The 14,817-nt window shown below is 61.0% G+C and carries 12 protein-coding genes; 6 read left to right on the top strand and 6 right to left on the bottom strand.

The features are described 5' to 3' along the window. Positions 1 to 9: 9 nt before the first annotated feature. Positions 10 to 522, top strand: a complete 513-nt coding sequence (locus tag G5306_RS18875) for a mechanosensitive ion channel domain-containing protein (protein ID WP_005354921.1) — start codon at positions 10 to 12, stop codon at positions 520 to 522. Positions 523 to 664: 142 nt separating this feature from the next. Here the strand turns inward: G5306_RS18875 and G5306_RS18870 are convergent, their stop codons facing one another. Further along, positions 665 to 1,078, bottom strand: a complete 414-nt coding sequence (locus G5306_RS18870; RefSeq protein WP_216952830.1) for a hypothetical protein — start codon at positions 1,076 to 1,078, stop codon at positions 665 to 667. 262 nt (positions 1,079 to 1,340) lie between these two features. Here G5306_RS18870 and pulA point away from each other — a divergent pair, with 262 nt between their 5' ends. After that, a complete protein-coding gene (gene pulA, locus G5306_RS18865) occupies positions 1,341 to 5,405 on the top strand; it encodes a pullulanase-type alpha-1,6-glucosidase (protein ID WP_421313451.1) in 4,065 nt (1,354 codons plus the stop codon). Positions 5,406 to 5,615: 210 nt separating this feature from the next. Here the strand turns inward: pulA and G5306_RS18860 are convergent, their stop codons facing one another. After that, positions 5,616 to 8,051, bottom strand: coding sequence for a zinc/cadmium/mercury/lead-transporting ATPase (locus tag G5306_RS18860; protein WP_421313449.1), 2,436 nt, complete (start codon positions 8,049 to 8,051; stop codon positions 5,616 to 5,618). Positions 8,052 to 8,235: 184 nt separating this feature from the next. Here G5306_RS18860 and tpx point away from each other — a divergent pair, with 184 nt between their 5' ends. Then, entirely contained in the window at positions 8,236 to 8,736 is a 501-nt protein-coding gene (gene tpx, locus G5306_RS18855) for a thiol peroxidase (RefSeq protein ID WP_021230929.1), read from the top strand. 58 nt (positions 8,737 to 8,794) lie between these two features. On the opposite strand, the gene G5306_RS18850 is transcribed toward tpx, so the two are convergent. Next, the gene (locus tag G5306_RS18850) at positions 8,795 to 9,622 is read right to left on the bottom strand and encodes an ABC transporter substrate-binding protein (RefSeq protein ID WP_421313448.1); all 828 of its coding nucleotides are present in this window, start codon (positions 9,620 to 9,622) and stop codon (positions 8,795 to 8,797) included. 143 nt (positions 9,623 to 9,765) lie between these two features. Between G5306_RS18850 and G5306_RS18845 the strand changes: the two genes are divergently transcribed. After that, the gene (locus G5306_RS18845) at positions 9,766 to 10,995 is read left to right on the top strand and encodes a DEAD/DEAH box helicase (protein WP_421313446.1); all 1,230 of its coding nucleotides are present in this window, start codon (positions 9,766 to 9,768) and stop codon (positions 10,993 to 10,995) included. A gap of 3 nt (positions 10,996 to 10,998) precedes the next feature. On the opposite strand, the gene G5306_RS18840 is transcribed toward G5306_RS18845, so the two are convergent. Next, positions 10,999 to 11,829 carry a CPBP family intramembrane glutamic endopeptidase gene (locus G5306_RS18840; protein ID WP_421313444.1) on the bottom strand — a complete coding sequence of 277 codons (831 nt, stop codon included), beginning with the start codon at positions 11,827 to 11,829 and terminating at the stop codon, positions 10,999 to 11,001. Between the two features lie 162 nt (positions 11,830 to 11,991). Here G5306_RS18840 and G5306_RS18835 point away from each other — a divergent pair, with 162 nt between their 5' ends. After that, positions 11,992 to 12,696: a substrate-binding periplasmic protein gene (locus G5306_RS18835; RefSeq protein ID WP_421276682.1), complete on the top strand. Its 705-nt coding sequence runs from the start codon at positions 11,992 to 11,994 to the stop codon at positions 12,694 to 12,696. A gap of 71 nt (positions 12,697 to 12,767) precedes the next feature. Here G5306_RS18835 and G5306_RS18830 read toward each other — a convergent pair whose 3' ends face one another. Further along, positions 12,768 to 13,064 (bottom strand): hypothetical protein, encoded by a 297-nt coding sequence (locus G5306_RS18830; RefSeq protein ID WP_005348860.1) that lies wholly within the window; start codon positions 13,062 to 13,064, stop codon positions 12,768 to 12,770. A gap of 53 nt (positions 13,065 to 13,117) precedes the next feature. Further along, on the bottom strand, positions 13,118 to 13,492 hold the full coding sequence (locus G5306_RS18825) for a YacL family protein (protein WP_026034971.1): 375 nt from the start codon (positions 13,490 to 13,492) through the stop codon (positions 13,118 to 13,120). A gap of 209 nt (positions 13,493 to 13,701) precedes the next feature. Between G5306_RS18825 and G5306_RS18820 the strand changes: the two genes are divergently transcribed. Beyond that, positions 13,702 to 14,817 carry a sugar diacid recognition domain-containing protein gene (locus G5306_RS18820; RefSeq protein ID WP_421313443.1) on the top strand — a complete coding sequence of 372 codons (1,116 nt, stop codon included), beginning with the start codon at positions 13,702 to 13,704 and terminating at the stop codon, positions 14,815 to 14,817.

The raw sequence follows: 14,817 nt of genomic DNA, 5'->3' as shown, positions 1-14,817 counted from the left end.
GCATAACCCATGTGGCAATCAATTGGCCTGACCCTGCTGCTGTTGCTGGGTCATACCCTGATCCGTCGGCTTATTCACAAGAGCCTGCTGGCGCTCGGCCAGAGCAGGCAGGTGAGCGAGAACCGGGTGCTCTACGTGGCCCATGTGTTCCACTTCCTGCTCGGCTGCGCCACCCTGCTGGTGCTGGCCGGGGTGTGGGGGCTCGATTTCTCCCGACTGGTGGTGCTCGCGTCCTCCTTCTTTGCAGTATTGGGGGTCGCCATGGTCGCCCAGTGGTCGATCCTCTCCAACATCACCGCCAGCATCACCATCTTCTTCGCATTCCCCTACAAGATTGGCGACCGGATCCGCATCCTCGACAAGGATGATTCGGTCACCGGTGTCATCACCGAGATTGGCCTCTTCTACGTGCGGGTACGTGATGACAACGGCGATCTGGTCACCTATCCGGCCAACCTGATCCTGCAAAAGCCGGTCAGGAAGCTGGAGGGCAAGGTGGCGGAACCGCTGCAACCGGAGTAGCAGGACATTTGCTGCCGGGGGGCTGGGCGTAGCGAGGAGTGATGCTCTGGTGTAAATCCACCACGCCTTCATTCGACACAGGCTATTGTGGATGCGTGCTGCGGCCACAATAGCCAGAACGACTCAACAGTTGGCTCCGCAGCTAGATCTCCTGTTGTGAGAGATCGGCCTGCGGCTTGTGTTGCCAGATTGCGCCGAGCAGCAACTTGAGCAGCAGTCCGGGCGGGTTGTCCAGCAGTTTGCCGGACTCCAGCAGCAACTGGCCATCGGCGCGAAATCCGAGGCTGGCATCTATGGTGCCATCCTCCGAGACCACCTGGATCAGGCCATTGAGGGCGGAGCGTTCACCGGGCTGACAGCGCAGCCGCAGTTCGCGGGGTTCCCCCAGCAGAGTGAAGGCGCGGCTCAGCGGGGGTGAGTCTTCATAATCGGGCCAGTTGAAGAAGTGATACTGTTCGGCCAGGGCGCCAGCCTGCTGGCAGAACTGGTCGAACAGCTGCCCGATCGCCTGATACTCCTGATCGAGTCGTCTTGCCTGCTCTTCAATCCGTTTCATTGCTTACTCCTTGTCTATCCACTTGATCAGACATTGCTTTTCTGACCCCGTGACTGCCGTTTTCCAGATATGAGGCCAAATGGCCGCGAGGTCTGTGAGCCGGATCGAAGTTTCAGTCTGAAAACGTTATCTTGTTGAAACTGGATGGTTTTTTTGCCCTCTCGCTCACATTTGAATCGATTGCCGCTGATTAATATGGCACCGCCTGGCAATGACCGGGTGCTCGACTATCGAGACTAACTACAGCGGGAATTATAAAAATATGGATATGAAAAAGACCAAAGTGGCGCTGGTAACAGCCTCACTGCTCGCGCTTTTGTCTGGCTGTAATGACAACAGCTCTGATGCCTCCGGTGTGAACCCCGTCCCCCCTACACCGCCTACACCTGAAGTCACCGATGGGCCTGTCGCCCGTCTGCCCAAGATGGATCCCCCGAAAGAGTTGCTGGTCGCCGGGGAGAATCAGGTGGTCATTGCGCTGGTGGATACCCAGTCGGCAGCCAAAAGCGCCAAGGCACCATTTGACAGCCACAGCTTGCACCTTTGGAACAACGACGCCTGCCAGGCAACGGCTGATAGTGGCCTGAATACCGGGTGGGATGACAAGAGCAAGACACCTGCCACTGCCGACAGCTTTGGCCCGGCCTGGGTCGTACCGCTCAACAAGGTGGAAGGGTGCATCAACTTTATCGCCCGCAACGGCGATCTGGCCAACCTGACCGGCAGCGATATGAAGGTGATCTTCAGTGAGCACCCGGATCGCACCGTGGCCATTGTCGCGGGCAAGAAAGATCTGTTTGGCAGCCGTGCCGAAGCCTTTACCGCCGCCTTTGGCGTGGCGGGGGCCAGCGCTCATCTGATCGATGGCAATACCCTGATTTGGCAAGGGGGCAAGGACAAGCCCCACGTTCGCCTCTATTACACCGACTCGGGCACCATCAAGGCCAATGCCGATGGGGTGTTCGATTTCCCCTATATCAGCCTGACCGCGACCAGCCTGACTGCCGAGCAGCAGGCCAAATATCCGCACCTCAAGGATGCGGCCGCCTTTGCCCTGCCTGCCGGGAAAGATCTCAAGCCCCTGCTCAAGGGTGAGCTGGTGGCTATCGGCACCGATGCCGACGGTATCCTGCAAGGAGCCACCCTGGTGCAGAGCGCCGGCGCCCTCGATGCGCTCTATGCTCCCGAGGCGACCAAGCTGAGCTATGGCGCCGTGGTGGAGGGTAACCGGGTGACCTTCCGCCTCTGGGCGCCGACCGCCAAGTCGGTCAAGCTGGCCCTCTACAACGCCAGCCACCAGAAGAGTGGTGAAGTGGCGATGACCTTCGACAGCGCCAGCGGCAGCTGGAGTTATGAGGGGGGCAGCGAGCTGATCGGCCAGTTCTACCGCTACGACATGGAGGTCTACCATCCGCTGAGCCGCAAGGTTGAGCACTATGAGGTGACCGATCCCTACTCCCTGAGTCTGGCGATGAACTCCGAGTTCAGTCAGGTAGTGGATCTCGACGATCCGGCCCTGAAACCGGAAGGATGGGACAGCCTCAAGGCGCCCCACAGCCAGCAGAACCCCGCCGACATCACCATCTATGAGGCCCATATTCGCGACCTGACCGGTAACGATGCCTCCACCGATGAAGAGAAGCGCGGCAAGTTTGTCGGTCTGACCCAGCCCGACTCTGTACCGGTCAACCATCTGAAAGCGCTGGCAAAAAGCGGCGTCAGCCACCTGCACCTGCTGCCGGTGTTTGATATCGCTACCGTCAACGAGGATCCGGCCAAGGTAGCCAATCTCGGCGATGACTTCAGCAAGCTCTGTCAGGTCAATCCGGATGTGAAAACATCCAGATTTGGTGGCTATTGCGGTGGCGGTCAGACCGTGGGAGATGTGCTGGCCGACCTGCAAGGGGGCGACAGCAAGGATAATCCGCAGGTGCAGGAGCTCTCCGGCTATCTGCGCGGCGTCGACTCCTTCAACTGGGGTTATGATCCCTACCACTACACCACGCCGGAAGGCTCCTACGCCACCAACGCCGAGGGCACCAAACGTATTCTGGAGTTCCGCGAGATGGTCAAGGCCATCAAGCAGAACATCGGCATGAACGTGGTGATGGACGTGGTCTACAACCACACCAACGAATCCGGGCTCGGCCCCAAGTCGGTGCTAGACAAGATAGTGCCCTGGTACTATCAGCGCCTCAATCCGGAGACCGGCTCGGTGGAGAACTCCACCTGCTGTTCCAACACGGCGCCGGAACACGCCATGTTTGCCAAGCTGATGGATGACTCCCTGGTCACCTGGGCGCGCGACTACAAGATCGACGCCTTCCGCTTCGACCTGATGGGCCACCATCCGAAAGATCAGATGGTTCAGGCGCTGGCCGCGGTGAAGAAGGTCAATCCCGAGATGTACTTCTACGGCGAGGGGTGGAACTTCGGCGAAGTGCAGGATGACAAGCGCTTCGTGCAGGCTACCCAGAAGCATCTGGGCGGTACCGGTATCGGCTCCTTCTCCGACCGCTTGCGCGATGCGGTGCGCGGCGGCAGTCCGTTCGACGGTGGCGATACCATTCGCAAGACCCAGGGCTTTGGCAACGGTGCTTTCGTCGATCCTAACGAAATGAGCAAGATGGATCTGGCGACGGCCTTGCACCAGTCCGATCTGGTGCGGCTCGGCATGGCGGGCAACCTCAAGGAGTTCGTGCTGACCGACAAGGATGGCATGCCGAAGAAAGGCGCCGAGATCGACTACAACGGCCAGAGCGCCGGTTATGCCCAGGATCCGGTGGAAGTGCAGAACTATGTCGACAAGCACGACAACCAGACCCTGTTCGACAACCTGATATACAAGGCGCCTGCCGGAGCCGATCTGGTGCGGATGCAGGGGGTCTCGCTGGCGACAGCCATGCTGGGTCAGGGCATTCCCTTCACCCACGCCGGTGTCGAGCTGCTGCGTTCCAAATCCATGGAGCGGGACAGCTATGACTCGGGCGACTGGTACAACAAGGTCGACTACACCCTGGGCGACAACAACTTCGACAAGGGGTTGCCGCGCAAGGACAAGGATGGCGACAACTATCCGCTGATCGAGCAGGTGCTCGGCAAGCATGCCAAGCCGGGCTCGGCCGAGATGGCGCAGATGGTGAGCTTCTATCAGGAGCTGGCGGAGCTGCGCAACTCCTCCCGCCTGCTGCGTCTGGGCAGTGGCGCCGAGGTGATCAAGCGGGTCGACTTCCGCAATACCGGCCCGGATCAGGTGCCCGGCCTTATCGTCATGACGGTGGATGATGGCGTCAGTGCCGGAGCGGATCTGGATCCGGCCATCGACGGTCTGGTGGTGATGATCAACGCCAGCAACCAGAGCCAGAGCATCGGCGACTTCCGTGACGGTAACGATCAGCCGATCGATCTGAGCGGTATGGTGCTAAGCAGCAAGCATCGCGCAGTCGACAGCATCGCCAGCGGCGCCGCCTATGATAACGGCCAGCTGACGCTGGGGGCCTGGTCTGCCGCTGTGTTCGTCAAGCCGCAGTCTGGTGCACAGGGTGCGGGCCTGCCGGTCAGCAAGAAGACCGACCTGAGCACCCTGCCACCGTTTGGCAACACCGATGTTTATCTGAAGGGGTTCCTCGATGAGTGGGGCAACACCAACCAGATGACCTTCAGCGGCAACTTTATGTACGAGTTCACTACCGAGGTGAGCACCGACAAGCTGGGTACCACCAGCGTCAAGATCGCTGACGCCAGCTGGGGGCCGGTCAACTACGGCAGCTGTAACGCCGGTGACAAGCTGGTGGTTGGCACTCCGCTGACCCTTTGCAAGGGGGGAGAAACCGGCAATATCGGTGTCGATCTGGCCAAGGCAGGCAGCTACAAGTTTGTCTTTACCGCCATGAACAAGGACAAACCGACCCTGAGCGTCAGCTTCACCGAGCCTGTGCAGAGCTGCAAGGTGCTGGATACGGTGGCGGGCAATCCGCTTGGCTACAACCTCTTCGTCAAGGGTGAGCTCTCCGGCTGGGGAGCCCAACCTCAGTACCAGCTGAGCTACAAGGGGATGGACGGCGATCTCGCCATCTATCAGGCGGCGTTCAACTACGCTGGCAGCACCGAGTTCAAGGTCGCCAACGAGGACTGGAGCAAGGAGTACCTGCTCAACGGTGGCGGCGCGGTGAACGCTGAAACCGGCTATTCGTTCGCCTTCTCCAAGGGGGGCAGTGCCAATAACAGCATCACCCTGCCGCAGGGGTTGTGGAGTGTGCTGGTGAAGGTTGACCCGGCTGGCGTCAAGGCGGGCACAGCCGTCATTCAGGAGTGCAGCGTCAAGTAAGCAAGCCATTGAGTCCGGGGGATGGCTCGGCGCCCCCGGGTTGAATTCCACCTTGCCAAGGGTGGGATAACTCCGAGAGAGTAAGCAAAGCGCGACTGCCGACCGGCAGGCGCGCTTTTTCTTTTACGGGGTGCCGTGAGAGAAATGAGAGGAAAAAGAAAAGCCGTCCCGGTTGGGGGACGGCTTTTGGCTGGGATGCTATCGGCTGGCTTAACGCTTGCGCAGCAGCCGCAAGGCGTTGGCGGTCACCAGCGCTGTGGCGCCGGTATCGGCCAGCACCGCAATCCACAGACCGGTGATGCCGAGCAGGCTGGTGACCAGGAAGATGGCCTTCAGCCCCAGCGCCAGCGCGATATTCTGGTGAATATTGGCCAGTGCCGCCCGCGACAGCCGGATCATCGCGGCAATACCGCCGAGCTGGTTGTGGGTCAGCGCCGCATCTGCCGTCTCCAGCGCCACATCGGTGCCGCCCCCCATGGCTATGCCGATACTGGCCCGCTTCATGGCGGGGGCATCGTTGATGCCATCGCCGATCATCGCGACTTTCTGCGAGCTGGCGAGCTTGGCAATTTCATTGACCTTGCCCTCCGGCAGCAGACCGGCGCGCCAGCCCATGCCCAGCTCGGTGGCGATCGCCTCGGCGGCGTTGGGGTTATCCCCGGTTAACATGATGCTGTTGAGCCCGAGTCGGTTGAGCTCTTGCAGCGCGGCCGCTGCCTCCGGCCGGATCTGATCCCGCAGCGCCAGCAGGGCAATCGGCAGCGCCTGGTCGCCACTGCTCTGGCAGAGCACCACGACGGTCTTGCCCTGCCGCTCCAGCGAACCAATCCGTGTCTGCTGTTCCACATTCAGGGTCGCCACCCGGTTCGGTGCCAGCAGTTGCCACAGTTCACCGTTGATGCGTCCCTCAACGCCCATGCCCGGCAGGGCACGCAAGTCTCGGGCCTCCGCCAGCGTCAGCCCCTGTTCGGTCGCGTTGGCGACCACGGCGCTGGCCAGCGGGTGGTGAGAGCCCTGCTCGATGGCAGCCGCCAGCGCCAGCAACTCGGCCTCCGGCTGGCCATTGAGGCTGACCAGCTCGGTCAGCTGCGGCTTGCCCAGGGTCAGGGTACCGGTCTTGTCAAACGCCACGGTATCGATATGGGCCAGTCGCTCCAGCGCGGCCCCCCCTTTGATCAGCGCTCCCTGACGGGTGGCGGCGGCCAGCGCCGAGGTGACCGCTGCCGGGGTGGAGATGACCAGCGCGCAGGGGCAGCCGATCAGCAGCAGCGCCAGTCCGCGATAGATCCATTCGTCCCAGCTCTGGCTGAAGGCAAGGGGCGGCACCACCACCACCAGCAGAGCAACCAGCATCATGGCCGGGGTATACCAGCGGCTGAAGCGGTCGATAAAGCGCTCGATGGGGGCGCGCTGGCTTTCGGCCTCCTCGATGAGGTGCAGAATGCGGTCGATGGCGTTGTTGCCGGGCTCGGAGATGACTTCAAGGCGCAGTACCCGATCGGCCGCCAGACTACCGGCCGGCACCTTGTCACCCTGACGGCGTTCCACCGGAATAGACTCACCTGTCAGGGCGCTTTCGTCAAACGCACCGAGTTCATCGAGCAGGCGGGCGTCGGCAGGTAGACGGGCACCTGGGGCGATTTCGATGATATCGCCGGGACGCAGCTCATCGGCAGCTACCTCTTCCCGCACCTCGCCCTCGGCAGTGGTACGGATGCGCAGCGCCTTGTCGGGTACCAGCGCCATCAGGGCGGTCACTCCGGCCCGGGCGCGTCCGGCGGCGTAGGCCTCCAGATGTTCACCCAGCATAAAGAGCAGCAGCACCATGGCCGCTTCGGCGGTTTCGCCGAGAAACAGGGCGCCCAGGGCGGCGACCGTCATCAGGGTCTCGATGGCGAAGGGGGAGCCGCTTTTGGTCAGCGCCCACGCCTTGCGGGAGATGGGCCACAGCCCCCAGAGGGTCGCCAGGGTAAAGAGTGGCTGACCGAGCTCTTTCGGCAGCAGGGCAGCGACCAGCATCAGACTGGCCAGTGACAGGGGCTGCCAATATTTGCCCAAAAAGTTACCGAATAGATTGCCTTGCAGGGGCTGTTGTGAAGCTTGCTTACGGCCAGCTGCCTGCTTGTCAGCACTTTCCCCCTTGAGCTGGAAACCGGCAGCCAGCACAGCGGCGGTGACGGGATCCGGGGAGAGGCCTGGGGCCAGATCCACTACCAGCTTCTCGGTGGCAAACAGCACGCGTGCCTGCTGCACGCCGCTCACCCGGCAGACGGCTGTCTCGATCTTGCGGGCGCAGCTGGGGCAATCCATCCCCAATACCTGCCAGCTGTGGCGGCTGTTGCCTTGCACCGGCGCAACCAGCGGGTCGGCAGGGGGCATATCATGCTCATGCTCGTGAGCTGGTGATAAGGAGGCGCTGCAGCACGCTTGATCGTGACAGCCTCCTCGGGGAGGCTCTTCATCCCCGGGGGATTCATTGCCGTCACGGGATGCGTGCTCATGAGGCGTCTGGGTTGAACAGCAACTGACGGGCGTGGTGTTGTCGCAGCAGTGGCTATCGTGGTGATGTTCACTCTGGCCGGAGGCCGCCTTGCTGACGGCCTTGATGGGGGCGGCGTGCTGATGATTGCAGCAGGATTTGCTCATGATGAGTCCCTCTTGATGGATCCCGCCCCTGCGAGATCCCTGATTACCGAGAAGGAGTCTAAACCTTGGTGTTAAGTCCAAGGTCAACCCCTTTATATCCCTTGTCTTCGCGGGTGTTTGTCTGGTCCCGCCGCCCCTATACTGATCACTCGGATTTTTACTACACCAATAAAGGACATAACACATGAGCAACTCAGTCACTCTGCAAGGCAACCCGGTTTCCGTCGCTGGTCACTTCCCGGTCGCCGGTGAGCAAGCCAAGCCCTTCTCCCTGGTGGCCAAGGATCTTTCCGACGTGACCCTGGCAAGCTTTGCCGGTCAGCGCAAAATCCTGAATATTTTCCCGAGCGTCGATACTCCCACCTGCGCGACCTCTGTGCGCAAGTTCAACGAGCAGGCCAGCGCGCTGGATAACACTGTCGTGCTGTGCATCTCCGCCGATCTGCCGTTCGCCCAGTCCCGCTTCTGCGGCGCCGAAGGTCTGGACAAGGTAGTGACCCTCTCCACCCTGCGCGGTGCGGCCTTCATGGAAGATTACGGCGTTGCCTTCTCTTCCGGCCCGCTGGTAGGTCTGACCGCTCGCGCCATCGTGGTACTGGATGGTGACAACAAGGTGCTGCACAGTGAGCTGGTCGCAGAAGTGGCCGACGAGCCGAACTACGCCGCTGCGCTGGCCGTGCTGTAAGGCTGCAAGCCATAAAAAATCCCGCTTCGGCGGGATTTTTTATGCGGGAATTGTCTGTTCAGGGTGTTGCGGGCGGGGTGGTCGCCGGTTCAGCCTTGGCGGGTGGGGAGGGTTGCCACTCCACATAGGGGCGGTGGATCTTCTCGTAGATCTCGGCCAGTTTGCCGGTGGCGGCGAGTTGCTCAATGGAACGACTTAAAAATTCGTCTATTTCATCCCCGCCCCCCCCTTTCTGGATGATGAAGACATCCTCGAAATCACCAAAGAATTCACGGCGAATATTGGTCAGCTTCAGATTTTTCAGCATCAGGTCCGCCTCTTCTTGTGCCCAGACAAAGGCGTCTATGCGACCCCGAGACAGTTTGCGCAGTGACTGCTCGATACTCATCGAGCGCTGTACCGAGAAGGGCATATAGTCGGGAACGGCTTCAATCAGCAGATCCCGTTTGGTGGGCACTATGCCATAGGCCATATCTGTGGTGACCGGATGGGCCGTATTGCTGTAAATCACATGGGCCACCTTGCCAAAGCTGCGGGTACTGAAACGGTAGGGGAGCATATCGACCTCCCTGAGATTGCGGATGGCGGGCAGACCGAGATCTGCCTTGCCAGCGATCACTCCGGCCATGGCCCGGGCGATGGGATAGATGGTGATCCTGATGGTCACATCGGGATGAAGATCGTCGATGGCGCGCACTAAATCAACGAAAGGTCCTGTCTTGTCGGCATTGATCAGTCCCGGCAGCTCACCGAGATGCGCGTTAAGAGTATGCACCGGTTTGGCCTGTTCGGCCGCACTGTCGCTCGCCGTGCTGCCGGACAGGCCGAGCGAGATGCTGCCAAGCAGCGCACTGGTCAGCAGCAGGATGGGGATGTGTCTGGTCATGACAGTTTTCTCTGTGATGGGTCAGCTCAAGTGTAGTCAGCCCGTTGCAATCCCCCCCTTGGCCTGGCCATCATTGATAGGGTTTTACTTCTTGGCCCCCGCTCACTAGACTTCGCCTCCCACTTCTTTGTTGACGTAGCGCCATGACCTTTCGCGAACTTGCCCTCCATCCCGCTCTGCTGGCCTCTTTGCCCACCACCTTGCAGACGCCGACCCGCATCCAGCAGCTGGCGATTCCGGCGGCGTTGGCGGGGCAGGATCTGCTGGCACTGGCCCAGACCGGCAGCGGCAAGACGCTGGCGTTTGGTTTGCCGCTGCTGCAACGGCTGGATCCTGCCTCCAGCCAGGTGCAGGGTCTGGTGCTGGTGCCAACCCGCGAGCTGGCGATTCAGGTATCTGCCGCGCTTAAAGAGGGGGCCGAGGCGCTGGGATTGTGCATCGTGACGTTGTGTGGGGGCGTTGCGCAGGAGCGGCAACAGGCCGAACTGGCGCAGGGGCCACAGCTGCTGGTGGCTACACCCGGGCGGTTGCGGGATCTGCTGACCCAACAGTTGCTGGGGCTGGGTGGTCTGCAGCTGCTGGTGCTGGATGAGGCGGATCGCCTGCTGGAGATGGGCTTTGCTCCCGACATCAAGGCGCTGCTCGGCTTTATTCCGGCGGATCGCCAGACCCTGTTCTTCTCCGCCACCTTGCCTGCCGAGCTGGAGGCGCTGGCCAACGGCCTGCTGCGTGAGCCAACCCGTATCGAGGCCACACCCCTCAACAGCGTGGTGAACGAGATCGAAGAGCGACTCTATCTGGTCAACAAGAGCAGCAAGGTGCCGGCGCTCATCAGCCTGCTCAAGGAGCAGGCGTGGCCGCAGGTGCTGGTCTTTATCAGTGCGCGGGATGATGCCGACGGGGTCGCCAGAAAGCTGGCCAAGGCGGGCATTGCGGTGGCTGCTCTCCATGGCGAGAAGGAGCAGGCGGTGCGCGAGCAGGCGCTCAATGATTTCAAGGAGGGTCGGGTGCGGGTGCTGGTGGCCACCGACCTGATGGCGCGCGGCATCCATGTGGAGGCGCTGCCGCTGGTGATCAATCTGGACTTGCCCGCCAGTGCCCCTGTCTACGTTCACCGCATCGGGCGTACCGCCAGGGCTGGCCGCGAGGGGTTGGCCATCTCGCTGGTTTGTCATGGCGAGAGTGACATGCTGCAAGCCATCCGCACCCTGACCGGCCGCGAGCTGCCGCTGGGAGATCTGGCGGGATTCCCGGTCACCGACCAGCCTGCCAGCGGGGAGGGCAAACGCCCCCCTCGTGACAAGCAGGCCAATCGCCGTACTCAGGCCAAACGCAGCGTCAAGCAGTTCAAGGGCAAGACGCCGCGCAGTTGACCGTCAGGCTCTGGCCAGCGGGTAGGTGAAGAGCACCAGATGGGCGAAGTTGAAGGCGAAGTGGATCAGGATGGCCACGGAGAGTCGCCCGCTGAGCTGGAATACCAAGCCGTAGCAGCAGCCTGCCAGGGTCGCAAACAGCGCCAGCAGTGGGCCACCGGGCAGGTGGATGGCTCCGAACAGTAGCGCGGCCACGATGATGCCAATCCAGGGGCGGTAACGCTCGGTCAGCCCCTGCTGAATAGCGCCTCGAAACAGCGCCTCTTCCGCCACGCAGGTGAACAGCAGGTTGTTGAGTGCAAACAGCCACCACCAGTGGGGCAGACCCACTTCCGGTTTCAGTGCCCCCAACTGCCAGGCGATGACCAGCAGGGCACCCAGCGGCAGCAGTAACAGAGCCAGCGGACGCCAGCGGATAGCGCCTCCCTTACCAAGCAGCGTCGGACAGGCCAGCAGCAGCCCAAAGAAGAGCAGTGGCTTGTCGAGGTTCAGATACATGTTGAATGGCACACTGGCGGGGCCTGCCAGTACCTGATCCAGCACCTTGAGATTGCTGAAACCGGGGATCAGGTGCAGGGTCAGTGCCACCGCCCATGCCAGCAGGGCTGACCATGCGAGGGGGCGGCTATGGCCGGAGAAGGTGGGCAGACGCCAGGCCAGCAGCAGGGCTGCCAGCGTCACCAGCAGTGCGGTCGTGGTGATGCGATCCAGCCAGAGCGCCAGCAGCAGAGCCACAGCAAGCAGCAGGAAACCTGGCAGGCGTTGGCGTGCCATACAGAGCAGGGTGGCCAGTGCCTGTGCTGCCCAGATCAGTATGTCAGGTAGGGGTAACATCGGAACTCCTCTGTAATAAAAGCGCTGCACCTTAGCAGGGGCGTTGGCGCAAAGGCAACCAGACCGGGTTATTTGGGTCAGCCTCCTATACTGAACTGGAGAGTAAAGAGAGGGATGGCGATGAAGCACTATGGCTGGTTGTTCTGTTGTTGGTGTGGATGGTTGTCATGCGCCCCCCTGTCGCTGGTAACCGGAGATTTTTCGCCCTATTCCGGGGCCGGGCTGCCTGATGGTGGGCAGAGCACCCGGCTGGTGACGACCCTGCTGCGCGAGGCTGGCTATGACGAGCTGAAGGTGGATTACCTGCCATGGAACCGGGGCTACGAGCTGGTTCGCAACGGCCTGGCATCCGCCACCTTCCCTTATGCCTGGACGCGTGAGCGAGCCAAGCTGTTCTATTACAGCGCCCCCATTCATATCGATCACCTCTCCTGGTTCACCTATCGTGGCAGTGATGCGGTACTCGATGGCAAGTGGCAGGGGTTGAGAGTCTGTATTCCTGCCAGCTGGAGCACCAGTCACGCAGATGAGGTGATTGCCCGTTTTTCATTGCGGCTCACTCGCCCCAAGAGTTTGGTGCAATGTCTGCAACTGCTTGAGCGGAACCGGGTTGATCTGATGCCGATGAATGATGCGGTGACGGCGGACGCCAGCATGCAGGTGTTCGGCGACCCGAACTATCTGCAACCGCTCCCCTATTTTCGCCAGCGGGATACCTTCTATTTGCTGGTGTCGCGCAAGATGCAAAATGGACGCGAACTGATAGAACGCTTCAACGAAGCCTTGGCTGCGGCACGTGCCAGTGGCCATTACGACCAACTGGTTCCCTGGGGACAGCCACGTCTGCTGCGCTGTGAGCAACCCTGAGTCAGAGCAGATTGGCACCAATTAAAAAGCCGGAGCAGTGGCTCCGGCTTTCTTTATGCCTTCTGGGGCGATTAGCGGCCTGATTCTGCGATCACGCGGGCGATGATATCGGCGCGCTTGCCGGCTTCCAGTTCGCCCAGGGCGATCAGGCCAGCCTTGAAGATGACGTTCTTCGGCAGGCTGACGTCGTCCAGCGTGGCGATCGCTTCAACGTGCATGCCGTTCAGACGGCTGGCATCGCGCGGGCTCAGGTTGACCTGGGTGTTCATCACCTGCTTGCCTTTCTTCTTGGCAGGTGCAGCCGCTTTCTTGGTGGATTCCTGTTCTTCGTCTTCCGGCAGTTCGTCATCAAAATCGTAAATAGACATAGTCAATCCTGTTGAGTTAGGCAAAAGGGCACATTTGCCCGACATTGGGTCAATCAGCCCATATCCTCGTTACGGATAAAGGCGCGCCAGGAGGTAAGCACCTGGGCAAAATCTTCCAGCCCGCACATGGCCAGCTGTTCATCATCGTAGTAGGCGAGATCGTCAAGATCCTCACCCAGCTCGATATTGAGGGCGTTGGCTTTCACCTCCGCCTCTTCATGGGTCAGCAGCAGGGAGTAGTCACCGCCGTTGAGCCGGTATTCGACTCGGGTGCGGTTGGAGAGCTGATCAATGATGGAGAAGAGCTCGTCGAGCTTCTCCTCATCCTTGCCAACCTCGTCGATCAGCCACTGACCGATGGCTTCATGGCCCATGGAGAACCGGGCGCGATAGCCACCAAACGGGTCGCGGCGAAATTCATAATCCATAGCACAGTCCAGATCGGAGGGATGGGCCAGCACGGGCAGGCGGGTGCAAGCACGCAATTCCTGCTCCATGGCGGGGCACACATCGGGTAAAGTGGCCTATTCTAGCGATCCCCCTCTCGCTTGTCTTGATGATGTGGCATCTTTGCGCCCATGTGCCCTGAATCGCCTCGTGGTGACGTAGCCAGATCAGCCCCTTGTCCGGAGATGTTATGCAGCTAAACGATAACCTTGCCCGCCAGATCGTCGCGCGGGCGATGAAGATCCTCTCCTTTTCGGTCAACGTGATGGACGAACACGGCCTCATCATTGCGTCCGGCAATCCGGAGCGGATCCATCAGCGTCACGAAGGGGCCGTGCTGGCGCTCACTGAAAACCGGGTGGTGGAGATTAGCGAAGCGACAGCCCTGCAGCTCAAAGGGGTGCGACCAGGCATCAATTTGCCCATCTCCTATCAGGGGGAGCTGATCGGGGTGATCGGCATCTCCGGCGATCCGGAGGAAGTGCGTGCTTACGCTGAGCTGGTGCGAATGACCGCCGAGCTGATCCTGGAGCAGGCGGCGCTCACCGAGCAGCTGCAGTGGGACAAGCGCCACAAGGAGGAGCTGGTGCTGCAGCTCATCCGTGGTGAAGGGCGGGACGATCAGCTGCAGCAGGCGGCCCGTTTTCTCGGGCTGGAGTTGGCCCAGCCCAGGGTGGTGGCCGTGCTTGCGCTGGAGGAGGCCGATCCGGCTCGTCTGCGCGAGCTGGTCCATCAGCTGGAGAATCCGGAGCGGGACAATCTGGTCGCCATCAACGGGCTCGACGAGATAGTGGTGCTCAAACCGGCACAATTGAGTGAGGGCGTCTGGCAATCGGCGCAGGAGCGCAGCCGGATCAAGCAGTTGCTGGCCCGCATTCCCCACTTCAAGGTGCATATCGCGGTGGGCGATTACTTCGCCGGGATAGACGGGCTGGCGCGCTCTTACCAGACGGCGCGAGATACCCTGCGCCGTGGCATGCGGCAGGCGCCGCGCAAACAGGTCTACTTCTTTGAGGACTACCGTTTGCCGGTGCTGCTGGGCAGTCTGGCGGACTCCTGGCAGGCGGATCAGCTGCGCACACCGCTACAGAAACTGGCCCGGGAAGATGGCAAGGGGGCGCTGCAGAAGACCCTGCGCCACTATTTCTTGCAGGATTGTGATCTGCATCGCTGTGCCGAAGCCCTGTTCATTCACCCCAATACCCTGCGCTATCGGCTGGGGCGAATAGAGCAGATAACCGGGTTGAATTTCAACAAGTTAGACGACAAATTTTTGCTCTATCTCGGCCTTAATCTCGACTTATGA

This window comes from Aeromonas sp. 603404 (genome assembly GCF_049171775.1).
GTDB classification, from domain to species: domain Bacteria; phylum Pseudomonadota; class Gammaproteobacteria; order Enterobacterales; family Aeromonadaceae; genus Aeromonas; species Aeromonas veronii_A.
The sequence above is the reverse complement of the archived record's forward strand: the minus strand, read 5'-3'. Positions and strand labels throughout refer to the sequence as shown.

Excerpts from the sequence above, each read along its gene's own strand:
- G5306_RS18840 (WP_421313444.1), bottom strand. The coding sequence starts at position 11,829 with ATGTTACCCCTACCTGACATACTGATCTGGGCAGCACAGGCACTGGCC.
- G5306_RS18850 (WP_421313448.1), bottom strand. The coding sequence starts at position 9,622 with ATGACCAGACACATCCCCATCCTGCTGCTGACCAGTGCGCTGCTTGGC.
- G5306_RS18845 (WP_421313446.1), top strand. The coding sequence starts at position 9,766 with ATGACCTTTCGCGAACTTGCCCTCCATCCCGCTCTGCTGGCCTCTTTG.
- G5306_RS18830 (WP_005348860.1), bottom strand. The coding sequence starts at position 13,064 with ATGTCTATTTACGATTTTGATGACGAACTGCCGGAAGACGAAGAACAG.
- G5306_RS18875 (WP_005354921.1), top strand. The coding sequence starts at position 10 with ATGTGGCAATCAATTGGCCTGACCCTGCTGCTGTTGCTGGGTCATACC.
- G5306_RS18825 (WP_026034971.1), bottom strand. The coding sequence starts at position 13,492 with ATGGATTATGAATTTCGCCGCGACCCGTTTGGTGGCTATCGCGCCCGG.
- G5306_RS18870 (WP_216952830.1), bottom strand. The coding sequence starts at position 1,078 with ATGAAACGGATTGAAGAGCAGGCAAGACGACTCGATCAGGAGTATCAG.
- pulA (WP_421313451.1), top strand. The coding sequence starts at position 1,341 with ATGGATATGAAAAAGACCAAAGTGGCGCTGGTAACAGCCTCACTGCTC.
- G5306_RS18860 (WP_421313449.1), bottom strand. The coding sequence starts at position 8,051 with ATGAGCAAATCCTGCTGCAATCATCAGCACGCCGCCCCCATCAAGGCC.
- G5306_RS18820 (WP_421313443.1), top strand. The coding sequence starts at position 13,702 with ATGCAGCTAAACGATAACCTTGCCCGCCAGATCGTCGCGCGGGCGATG.
- tpx (WP_021230929.1), top strand. The coding sequence starts at position 8,236 with ATGAGCAACTCAGTCACTCTGCAAGGCAACCCGGTTTCCGTCGCTGGT.